Below are 11,495 nucleotides of genomic sequence, written 5' to 3' on the forward strand. Positions count from 1 at the left end.
GTGCCGTCCCGTCGATGCGGCTCCTCGCTCCGCGCCTGGGTCCGTGTGCGAGTCCGTGGTCAGGTGATGAGGCCGCAGGAGCGGCCGGCCTTCTCCAGCGTCGCCACGGCCGTGTCGAGGTCGGCCTCGGAGTGGCTGAGGTTGACGATGGTCCGCAGCCGCGGCAGCGTCCGCGGCACCGCCGGGTAGACGATCGGCTGGACGAACAGCCCGTCGAGCTGGCACGCGCGAGCCATGGCGCCTGCCTGCTCGGCGCTGCGGCAGATGATCGGCACGACCGGCGTCTCACTGGTGAGCGTGTCGAAGCCCAGCGCCCGCAACTGCTCCCGGTAGCGGGCGGTCCTGGCCCGTAGTTCGCGGGGCCGTTCCGGCGCGGCGTCGATCACCTCGATCGCCGCCCTGGCCGCCGCGACCTGGGCCGGGGTCGCGGCCGCGGAGAACATCCAGCCGCGCGCGTTGTTCTTCAGCGCGAAGACGAGGTCGCTCGATCCGGCGACGTAACCGCCCGCGCTGGGCACGGTCTTGGACAGCGTGCCCATCTTCACGTCGACGCGGGCCGGGTCGATGCCGAAGTGCTCGGTGATACCGCGGCCGGTGCGGCCGAGCACGCCGAGGCTGTGCGCCTCGTCGACCATGAGCGGGGCGTCGTACCGCTCGCACAGCTCGACGATGCCCGGCAGATCGGCCACGTCGCCGTCCATGCTGAAGACGGCGTCGGTGACCACCAGCCGGCCCGCGTCCCCCACCTTCTTCAGGGCGCGCTCCAGGTCGGCGAGGTCGTTGTGCGCGTATGTGACGACCTTGGCGCCCGACAGCCGGTAGCCGTCGAGGATGCTGGCGTGGTTGTAGACGTCGCCGATGATGACGTCGCCGGGGCCGACCAGCGCGCCCACGGTCGCCACGTTCGTCATGTAGCCGCTGGAGAAGACGACGGCGTCCTCGGTGCCGAGGAACCGGGCGAGCGCGAGCTCCAGTTCGCGATGCAGATGGAGGGTGCCCGCGAGGAGCCGCACGCCGTGGGCGCCGGTCCCGTGCCGCTCCACGGCACGCAGCGCCTGCTGCTCGATGTAGTCGTGCCCGATGAGCCCGAGGTAGCTGTACGAGGCGAAGTTGAGGAACCAGCGGCCGTCGAACTTGATGCGGGCGCCCCGGGCCTCCTCGATGACGGGCTCGTAGAAGTACTCGTCCTTGGCGACGACGACGCGGTCCTCCACGGAGAGGGCGTCGATGCGCCGGTCCAGGAAGCTGCCGTCGGGCCTGCTGGAGAGACGGCCGGGGAGGGTGCGTCGGAGGGTGCGGGTGGCGGGGCGGGGCGCCTCGGAGGGCGGGGCCGTAGGAGGCGTCGCCTCCGCGGGGTGCGGGATGTGCGTGGCGGCCGGGAGGGGGCGGGCCGGGGCCGGGCTGTCCTCGGGGCGGGCGGGTGCCGGGTCGCGGAAGCGGTCCCAGTCGGGGACGAAGGAGTCGGCCGTGTTCCGGTGCACGGCGGCGGCGTGTGCCGGCCGCTCCCGCTCGGGGGCCGGTGGTACGGGGGCCGGGCGTAAGGGGGCCGGGGGCACCGGGGCCGGGGCCGTAGGGGCCTCGACCGGCGCGGTGGCCACGGTCGCCGGGGCCTGCGCCGCCGCGGTCGTACGGGCCGACGGTTCGAGGTGGCCGGCCAGCGCGCCGACCGTGCTGTGCTCGAAGAAGACCATCGGGTCGACCTCGAAGCCGTCGGCGGACAGGGACGCGGACAGCTCGACCGCCATCATCGAGTCGAGGCCCAGCTCCAGCAGATCGTCCTCGGGCGCCACGTCATCGACGTGCAGGACCTTCTTCAGAGCCGTGGCCAGCGACAGCCACAGCCCGCGTTCCGGTGTCACAGCGGTCATCGGTTCTTCCTTCGCGTTGGCGGCGGCGGACAGGACGTAGTGCGCGGGAGGACGGCCGAGGACGGTGCGCAGCAGGGCGACACCGCTGTCCGCCGTGAGGACCGGGACGCCGTGCGCGGCGGCCTTCGGGGCGATGACCTCGCCCATGCCGACGCTCCACAGCCCCCAGCCGAGGCTGAACCAGGGCTCTCCGTCGGCGCGCCTGCGGGCGGCGTAGCCGTCCAGGTAGGCGTTCGCCGTGGCGTAGGAGCTCTGCCCGAGATTGGCACGCACGGAGGCCACGGACGAGAAGAGTGCGACGAAGTCCGGCGGGCCGCTCCCGGCGATCAGGTCGGCGATCGCGTGCACCCCGCCGACCTTGGGGCCGAGGACGTCTTCGACCTGCTCCGGCGTCAGATTGCGGGCCAGGCCGTCCCGCAGCACTCCGGCGGCGTGGAACACGCCGTCGTAGCGTTCGGCGCCGTCGAGCACCTTCGGCAGGGAACGGACGTCCGCGGCCACGGTGTCCAGGTCGCAGCGGGCACCGAGCCGGTCGAGCCGCGCCCGCACCTCCCCCGCGTCCGGGACGGTCCGGCCCACGAGCGTCAGATGGGCGCAGCCTTCGGCCGCCAGGAACTCCGCGACCCGCAGACCGATGCCGCCCATGCCGCCGGTGATGAGGAAGCGTCCGTCACGGAAGCGGGGAGCCTGCGCGCCGCTGTCGGACGGCGGCTGCGGTGCGCGCTCGCTCGGTTCCAGTGCCGGCCGGTACCAGCTGCCCGCGCGGCGGGCGAGTTGCGGCTCGGCGTGTCCGAGCACGTCGTGCAGTGCGGTCGCCGTGAGGTCGGCACCGGCTTCCAGGTCCACCAGACGCACGGTGGTGCGGGGGTGTTCCACGCGTATGGTGCGGCCGAACCCCCACAAGGAGGTCATGAACGGGTCGACGGTGTCCTCCCCCGCCACCTGGTGGGCCCCGCTGGTGACGATCAGCAGATCCGGCATCGGCGGACGTGCCGCGAGCCGCCGTACCAGGGTGAAGACACCTTGCAGGGCCTCCCTCACCCGGTCCTCGCCCACCAGGCCCCGCGGCGCGGCGTACACCACCGCGCCCACGGGGTTCCCGTCGAGAAGGTCGTCAAGGCGCTCCCGGGTCAGCTCCGCCGGCGTCAGGTGGACGACGGACCGGCCTTCCGGCGCCGGCATCCGCTGCGGCGAGACCAGCAGCAGGGCGCCTTCGGACGCCCGTGGGGCGACGGCCGGTCCGGTCTCCCGCCAGACGACGGTCTCGATCGAACCCGCCGCGGATCGGCCCTGCTCCCCCGCCGCCCTGGTCGGCGCCAGGCCCTGTCCGGGCGATCTTGTCGGGGCCGCGGCGTCAGCTACGGCACCTCGCTGCGTTGTCGGAGTCGCCCAAGTACGTCCAGTACGAGGGCGATCCTCCGCCTTGCGATGCACCGCATCTGACGCCGCGGCCTGATCCTCGAAGATCGCCCGGACAGGGCCTAGTGCCGCAGGTGACTTGAGCGTGATGCGGTCCAGTTCGAGCAGCACCTCGCCCTGCTGGTTGCAGACGGTGGCCCTCCCCCGTACGGCACCACCCCGGGATCCGGCCGTCGCGTCCCGCTCGACGAGGGCGAGGACCGTGCCGGAGATCCGCCGCCGGGCCACGAGCCGGCCCACGTACCAGGGCAGGCATGCCCCGGCCGCCCCGCCGTCGAGCATGCCCAGGGCCTGGAAGACGCTGTCGAGCAGGGGCGGCGGCACGAACCGGGTCCCGTGCAGGTCGTCGTCCGCACGCAGGACCACCATCATGCGGTCCTGTCCCCGGTGCGCGGATCGGATCGCCCGGTAGGCGGGCCCGTACGTGATGCCGCTGGCCCGCCGCCACGCCGCCACGTCCGTCAGCGCGACGGACTGCGTGCAGCCGGCCCGCAGTCCGGCCAGGTCGACGTAGCGGGGCGGCGGCAGGGACACCCCGCGAGCACGCGCCGTGCTGTGCTCGACCGGCGCGCCGCCCGCGTCGGCGTCGAGCGAACGGAGCGAGCACTGCCCGTCGTCGGCCGTGACCACCGTCAGGTCGACGCCGGGGCCGGTCACCCGCAGCGGTGCGCGGAAGGTGACGTTCTCCAGCGTCCACACGCGGTCGGGCCGTCGGGCGTCGCAGGCGGTCAGCACGGCGTCGATCTGGGCGGCGGCCGGGACGACGGGCGTGTCACCGATCCGGTGGTCGTGGACCAGCGGATCGGTGGCGGCGAGGTGGATCCGGGCGCCGCTCATGTGCGGAGGTCGAACCGCTCGGTGGCCTTGACCAGGCCGTTCACCTGAATGTCGACGGCGTGCTCGCCCGCGTAGTACCGGCGGGTCTGGACCTCCTTGAGGGTGTGGGTCTTCTGGACGATCCGCCGTTCGCCGGCGGCGAGTTCGAGGGTCGTCAGCTTGAAGACCTTGGGGATGCTGCGGCCGTTCTTGCGCACGTGGTGGACCACGTAGTCGACGGTGACGCTGTGGGCCCGGTCGTCGGCGTTCTCAACGGTGAAGTCGATGACGAGGGTGTCCCCGACGGCCACCGCACCGGGGGTGACACGCAGGCCGGACACGTGGACGAGCTCGCCGCCCGTCGCCCCGAGGATGGCCAGGGCCTGCTGGTCGCCCTTCTTCACCAGGGTGCGCAGGGCCTGCTTCACGATCCAGTTCGTCTCGGGGGTGGGGCTCTCCTCCAGCCAGCGCAGCGCGGTGGCGAGCGCGACGTCGGGGGTGTCCTTGGAGATGTCGTTGAGATTGTTGGCGACGGACTTGCGCACGTACTCGGAGGGGTCGCTGCGCAGGGGTTCGAGGATCTCCAGGACGGGCTGCGGGTCCTTCACGAAGACGTCGAGGGTGCGGGCCCAGGGCAGGCGCGGGCGGATCCCCTCGCTGGCGAGGCGCCGCACGTTGTGGCTCGGGCTGTGGGCCCACTCCGCGACGCGCTTCATCGTCATCGCGTAGTGGTCGTCGACGAAGGGCCTGATGGCGTACTCGCCGGTGTGGCGCCGGGTGATCTCCTCGATGGCGTCCAGGGACACCTCGGGGTGGTCCCGGCCGTACTCCTCCACGAACCTGGCCACCGGCATGAGGAACCAACTGGTGTTGAACATGCCCTCGCCCTCGGCGAGTTCGTCCCCGAGGATCGACACGAGCACGGCCACGGCGGTGGGGTAGTCCTCGGGGAGCCGGGTGCGCAGTCCCTCGGTCAGGACGAGGACGCGGTCCTTCAGTTCCTTGCCGGGGATGCGCTGTTCGACTTCCGCGGCGTAACCCTCGACGTCGAACTCGGGGTGGACGGCGTGGACCTTGCCGCCGATGAGGCGCGCGGCCTCACCGTTGAAGTGTCGCTTCAGTCCGTATTCGCTAGCCATGGTGCTCGGGCCTTTTCGTCTCGTGCGGGTGGGTGCTGTCGATGGTCGTGGTGTCGGGGCCCGGGGCATCGGGCGCGCCGGGTGTGATCCAGAACCGGCGGCGCCTGAACGGGTAGCCGGGGACGGTGGTGACGCTCTGGCATTTGCCGTGGTGGAGACCGGTCCAGTTCAGGTCCGTGCCGGTGTGGTTGTGGTGGGCCGTGAGCGCGGCGTGGAACTGCGGCTGGTCCTCGCGGCCCCGCTGGAGCGTGGTGATCCACGCGGGGTCGAGATCGGAGCGCGCCTCGGCGAGCGTGGCGCGGGCGAGCGGGATCAGCTGCGGATGCGGACCGATCTCCCAGACGGCGTGGGGGTCCGTCTCGGCCAGCGTGGTGACGGCCTGGCTGAAGCGGACGGCGCGGCGGATCGCCTGGGCCCAGTGCCCGGGATCGGTGACGGTGACGTCGCTGTGCCAGGTGCCGGTGAGGGTGCTGACGAAGGGGATCGCGGGCGGCGCGAGCGGGGTGGCGGCCACCGCGTCCGCGAAGGGGGCGAGGGCCGGTTCCATCACCGCGGAGTGGAAGGCATGGCTGACCGTCAGGGGCTGCACACGGGAGGAGCTCTGCTCGCGGAACCGGGCCATCACCCCTTCGGGGCCGCTGATGGTGTGGACGCGCGGCGCGTTGTGGGCGGCGATCTCGATGCCGGGGTACGCCTCCAGCTCGGCCGTGAGCGAGTGGACGTCGGTGTGGACGACGGCCATCGTGCCGGTGGCGGGCTGGGCATGCATCAGTTCGCCGCGGAGCGCGGTCAGCCGCAGCAGGTCGGGCAGGGTGAGCACACCGGCCGCCCAGGCCGCGGTCAGTTCGCCCAGGCTGTGCCCGGCGACCACGTCGGGCCGGACCCCGGCCGCCCGCAGGGACGCGACCAGGGCGACCTGGATGCTGACGATGCCGATCTGCGCGTACCGGGTCCGGTCCAGCAGATGCCGGGCGTCGCCGTACAGCAGGTCGAGCAGGGGCACGTCGGTCCAGGGGGTGAGCAGGTCGGCGCATTCGTGGAGCGCGTCGCGGAAGTGCGGCTCGGTCGCGTTCAGGCCCTGGCCCATACCCGCGTACTGCGAGCCCTGCCCGGTGAAGAGGAAGGCGGTGGTTGTGGCCGTTCGGATGTGCCGGGTCGGCGGGGTGGTCCCTGAGGCGACCTCGGCCAGCCGGGCGGCCAGTTCGCCGGCGGTGGTGCCGTGCACGGCGGTGCGGTACCGGTGGGCGGTCCGTGCGGTGTTGGCGGTACGGGCGAAGTCGCCGAGCCGGTCCTCGGCGGTGCCGGCCAGGTGGTCGGCGTAGGCACCGGCCAGGTCGCGCAGGGTTGCCTCGTCCGCCGCGCTGACCCGCACGATGTGGCTGTCCTGCGGGGCCGGGGTGTCCCGGGGCGCCGCCGGCGGCGGCTCCTCGACGATGACGTGGGCGTTGACACCGCCCATGCCGAACGCGCTGATCGCGGCCCGCCGCGGGTGTCCACCACGCGGCCAGGGCCGCACACGGTCGGCGAGGTAGAAAGGAGTGTCCTCGAAACGGATGTGGTCATTGGGACGGGTGACATGCAGCGTCGGCGGAATCACCTCGTGCTCCATCGCCAGCAGGGCCTTCACCAGACCCGCCAGACCCGCAGCCGGCTCCAGATGACCGACGTTCGACTTCAGGGACCCGATCGCACAGAACTGCGCCCGACCGGTGTGCACCCGCCAAGCCCGGGTCAGCCCGTCGACCTCGATCGGATCACCCAGACTCGTCCCCGTACCATGCGCCTCCAGCAACCCGACCGTCTCCGGCGAGACACCCGCATCCCGCAGAGCCTCCGTGACGACGTCCCGTTGCGCCCGAGGGCTCGGGGCGGAGTAACGGGTCGTACGGCCGCCGTGGTTCACGGCCGCGCCCTTGATGAGGCCACGGATCCGGTCGCCGTCCCGTCGGGCGTCGTCGTGGCGTCGCAGGACGACGGCGACCGCGCCCTCTCCGGGGACGAAGCCGTCGGCGGTGCTGTCGAAGGCACGGCAACGGTGCCGCGGTGACAGGGCCATCAGATCGCCCATCGAGCGGAAGTACTCGGGGCTGATGGCGGCGTGCACCGCGCCGATCACCGCCGTGTCGATGTCTCCGGCGCGCAGGTGCTGCAGGGCCGTGTGCACGGCCACCAGCGAGGAGGAGCAGAGGGTGTTGACGAGTACGCTCGGGCCGTGCCAGTCCATCAGGTAGGACAGCCGGTTCGCGATCATCGCCTCCAGGCCCAGGCCTCGGCCGTCGGGTACGCCGTGGCGCGCCCGCTCCTCGTGGTAGTGGTCGTGGCTGTACGCGATCCACAGACCGGTCCGGCTGCCCTCGGCCCGCTCGCCGGCCCGTCCCCCGTCCTCCAGGGCCTCCCAGATCGTCTCGTACACGATCCTCGCCTGGGGGTCGATCAGGGGCGCTTCCCGGGGTGAGATCCGGAACGGGCCCGGGTCGAACTCGTCCACGGCCTCCAGGAACGAGGCGTACGGAGCGGGTCCGTGCGGCGCCCGGATCCAGCGGCCGTCGGGCAACGGGCGTACGGTGTCCCGTCCTTCGCGGAGGAGGCTCGCGAAGTCGGTCAGGGTGCGTGCGGTGGGGAGGCGGACCGCCGCGCCGACGACGGCGATGTCGCGGGAGCGGGGGGCGCCGGGCGTGGACGTGGATGCGGGTACAGGGTCGGGTGAGGGTACGGGGCGGGCTGCGGGCGTTGTGGTGGGTGGGCGGGGCGTCGGCGTCGAGTCCGCGGGCGTTCCGGGTGCGATGGACACCTCGTCGAGCGCAGGCGGTTCGCCGGGCGTTGACGCCTTGTCGGCCGGGCGGGGCGAGGGGACCAGCGTGGCGGCCAGGTCCGGTGCCTCGGTCAGGACGAAGTCGGCGAACCGGCGGGGCGTCGGGTACTCGAAGAAGACCGTCGGGTAGAGGGACAGCCCGAACTCCTGTGAGATCCGCTCGCTCAGTGACACGAGGCCGACGGAGTCGAACCCCGCGGACAGGAACTCCGTGTCGGCGTTCTCCGCGGAGGTGCCCGTCAGTTCCAGGAACCAGGCGAGCACGCGCCCGGGTGCCGGCGGTCGGTCGGCTCGCGCCGCCGGGGTGGGGCGGGTGAGCGGCGCCGCAGCCGGGTTTCCGGGTGCCGTCGCGGCGGCACTGCCACTCGTGGCCGTACCGCCGGGCGCCGCAGCCGGATCAAGCGGCAGTGGCGTGGCGGCTCGCTCAGCCGGCGCCTCCTCCCCGCTGAACGCCTCCAGCGGCACCCGCTTGGACGACATGTCGCCGAAGACCAGCAGCGGCCGGCCCTCCGCGTCGGTCACCGTCTGCGTGACGCGGCAGGCCTCCTCGTTCCAGAAGGCGATCTCCGTGCGGACGTAGGCCGCGTCGTCCAGCGGGCCGTGGACGTCCACCCTGCCCGCCGAGAGCGGAATGAACGCGGACGCGTCGGCGGCGCCGAACACCGGGTTGTCCGGGGCGATCGCGGCGATGGTGACGCTGTCGAGCAGACCCGGGAACAGCTGGACGCCGGGCGCGTTCAGCTCCCGCTGGCGCCGCCCCTCGATGCGGGCGAGCGTGCCGCCGTCCGGGAGGCCCGCCACCCAGGAGATGTTCCGGTAGTAGCGGCCGTGGTGGTAGCCGATCCGCCGCAGCCACCGGTAGAGACCCGAGCCGGCGTGCACCTCCGCGCAGGAACCGAGCAGCGAGGCGACCGGTACGGGGGCCGGCTCGGCGGCGGGCCCGCGCAGCAGCCGGCCGGTGACGAAGCGGCCCCCGTTCCGGTCGTCCTCCACCGTGAACTGCCCCTGCGCATCGACGCGGCACACCACGCGGCACGCGCCGGAGGGGATCAGCGGGCGGTGGAACAGCAGGTCCCGTACTCCGTGGAAGGGTTCGCCGCGCAACGCGGCACCCTCGCGCAGGAACTCGAACCACGCCACACCCGGCAGCATGATCCTGCGGTAGACGGCGTGCTGCGCGACGGGCGCCTCGCCCGGCCCGAAGACCCGCGCGAAGACGTATCCGGCGGCTCCCTCGTTACGCACGAGCTCCGCGGGCGCGCCGGGTTCGGGCGAGCGCAGGGGCTCGCGCAGGTCGAGGGCCCGGCCGCGCGGCTGGGCCGACGGCAGCAGGCGCTTCTGCCACGCCGTGTCCCGTTGGTACACGGCCCAGTCGATGTCCTGGCCCGCCCGGAAGAGGTCGGCGGTGATCGCGGCGAGCACCGCGGCCACCTCCCGGTCGTCGTGGGCCCGGGCCAGGCGGGCGCACAGCTCGCCGTCGGCAGTGGGCTCGTGCACGGGCTCGGGGGCCGGGTCGCCGTCGTGGCGGAGGACGTCGGCCAGCGCCTCTTCGAGGGGTACGCGGCCCCAGGCGAAGTCCCGGACCGCCTCCCACCCCGGGGGCAGGTCCACCGCACTCTCCGGCAGCCCCACGTCGCGCAGCGCCACCGTGAGGGCGACTCCCTCACTGATGTGCAGCAGTTCGCCGGAGAAGCCGGCCAGGTGCACACCGGTCGCCGTCTCGAGCAGGCCGATGATCTCGTGCACGGGAGGGACCGAGCGGTCAAGGGCGACGAGCCAGGCGGGGGGTGCCTCGTCCGCCTCGGGACGGACCCGTACGGCGAGCCACCCGGGCGCGGCGGGGTCGGGAGCGTCGTACCGGAGGAGCCATGCGCGCAGGGCGGACGTCAGCTCCGTGGCGTCGGTCCCGGAGACGGCCACCCGCTCGGAGCGGTGCGGACGCGCCAGCCGCGCGGTGGCGCACACGTCGTCGAGGTCGCCGGCCACGGTGGGCAGGAACTCGATCCACTGGGCAACCAGTTCCCGCAGCGCATACGGGGTGTCGGCCGACAGTGGCAGGAGGTGGACCGCGCGGGACGGCCCGTCGGTGCGGCCCCGCTCGCGCGGAGCCGGGGGTACGGCCTCGGCGACGACGTGCGCGTTCGTCCCGCCGAAGCCGAATCCGCTCACCGCGGCCCGCCGCACGGACGCCTCGGGCCACTGGCTGTGCGTGGCGGGGAGGTGGAAAGGGCTGTCGGCCAGGTTGAGGCGCGGGTTGAGGTCTTCGACGGTGAGCGCAGGCACGATGCCGTCGCGCAGCATGACGATCACCTTGGCCAGTCCCGCCAGGCCCGACGCCGAGTGCAGATGGCCGATGCGGCGCTTGAGGGAGCCGAGCGCCACGGAGTTGCGGGGCACGCCGAGCCGGCCGAACACCTCGGTGAGCGCCCGCGCTTCGATCGGATCGCCGATGGCGGTGCCGGTGCCGTGGGCCTCGACATACTGGACGGTCGCCGGGTCGATCCGCTCGTACACCTTGGTCAGCAGTTCGACCTGGGCTTCCAGGTTCGGCGAGGTGACGCCCATGGTGCGGCCGTCGTTGTTGACCGCGGTCGCGGCGATGGCGCCGAGGACCAGGTCGCCGTCGGCCAGTGCCGCCCTCATCGGCTTCAGAACGAGGGCGACTGCTCCCTCGCCGGGCACGTAGCCGTTGGCCCGGCGGTCGAAGGTCCGGCACAGGCCGTCCGGGGACAGGGCTCCGGTGCGGGAGAGCAGGACGAACGTGAGCGGGTCGATCAGCAGGTCGACCGCGCCGACGACGGCCAGCTCGCAGGCCCCCGCCGTCAGGCTCTGGCAGGCCAGCCAGACGGCCGACAGGGAGGACGAGCACGCGGTGTCGACGACGAGGCTCGGGCCCGCCAGGTCGAACCGGTCGGACAGCCAGGCCGCCATGAAGTTCTGCGACCGTCCCCAGAGGGAGGCGGCCCGCGGCCCGTCGGCAGAACCGGGTGCCGCGGCGCCGGCCGGGCCCTGCGTGTCGTCGGTGCCCGGGCCCCGCCCGTGGTCGAACCCGTACGCGTTCATACGGGCGCCGATGAACACGCCCGCGTCGAGCCGCCGACGGGCCCTCAGGTAACCGGAGTCCTCCAGGGCCCGGGCACCGACCTCGAGCATCACGCGCTGCTGCGGGTCGAGGAGGACGGCGTCCTCGGCGGTCATGCCGAACGCCTCGTGGTCGAAGGAGAACGGGTCCAGCAGGAAGGCACCACGGTGATGCGTGCCCTGGTGGGCGCTGTCCCCGAGGTACAGCTTGCGGTCCCAGCGGCTCGGAGGGACCTCGTCGACCTCGACCCCGTCGTGCCTCAGCAGGGCCCCGAAGTCGATGACGTCCTCGGCACCCGGGAGCCGCAACGCCATGCCGATCACGGCGATGTGGCTGTCGAGCTCGCTCACAGCAGTCCT

General features: G+C 73.0%; 3 protein-coding genes. All 3 read right to left on the reverse strand.

Annotation, left to right across the window (positions count from 1 at the left end; translation table 11 throughout):
- Positions 1–59: 59 nt before the first annotated feature.
- The 3 genes from ACZ6ZQ_RS06610 to ACZ6ZQ_RS06620 are packed head-to-tail and all read right to left on the reverse strand — an operon-like array spanning position 60 to position 11,486.
- On the reverse strand, positions 60–4,124 hold the full coding sequence (locus tag ACZ6ZQ_RS06610; protein ID WP_469767455.1) for an aminotransferase class I/II-fold pyridoxal phosphate-dependent enzyme: 4,065 nt from the start codon (positions 4,122–4,124) through the stop codon (positions 60–62).
- Positions 4,121–5,242, reverse strand: a complete 1,122-nt coding sequence (locus ACZ6ZQ_RS06615) for a DNA alkylation repair protein (RefSeq protein WP_469767456.1) — start codon at positions 5,240–5,242, stop codon at positions 4,121–4,123. The genes ACZ6ZQ_RS06610 and ACZ6ZQ_RS06615 overlap by 4 nt, the downstream gene beginning before the upstream one ends.
- A complete protein-coding gene (locus ACZ6ZQ_RS06620) occupies positions 5,235–11,486 on the reverse strand; it encodes a beta-ketoacyl synthase N-terminal-like domain-containing protein (RefSeq protein ID WP_469767457.1) in 6,252 nt (2,083 codons plus the stop codon). Before ACZ6ZQ_RS06620 ends, ACZ6ZQ_RS06615 begins: the two co-directional genes overlap by 8 nt.
- Positions 11,487–11,495: the final 9 nt, after the last annotated feature.

The organism is Streptomyces sp. NPDC053673, from assembly GCF_055585225.1.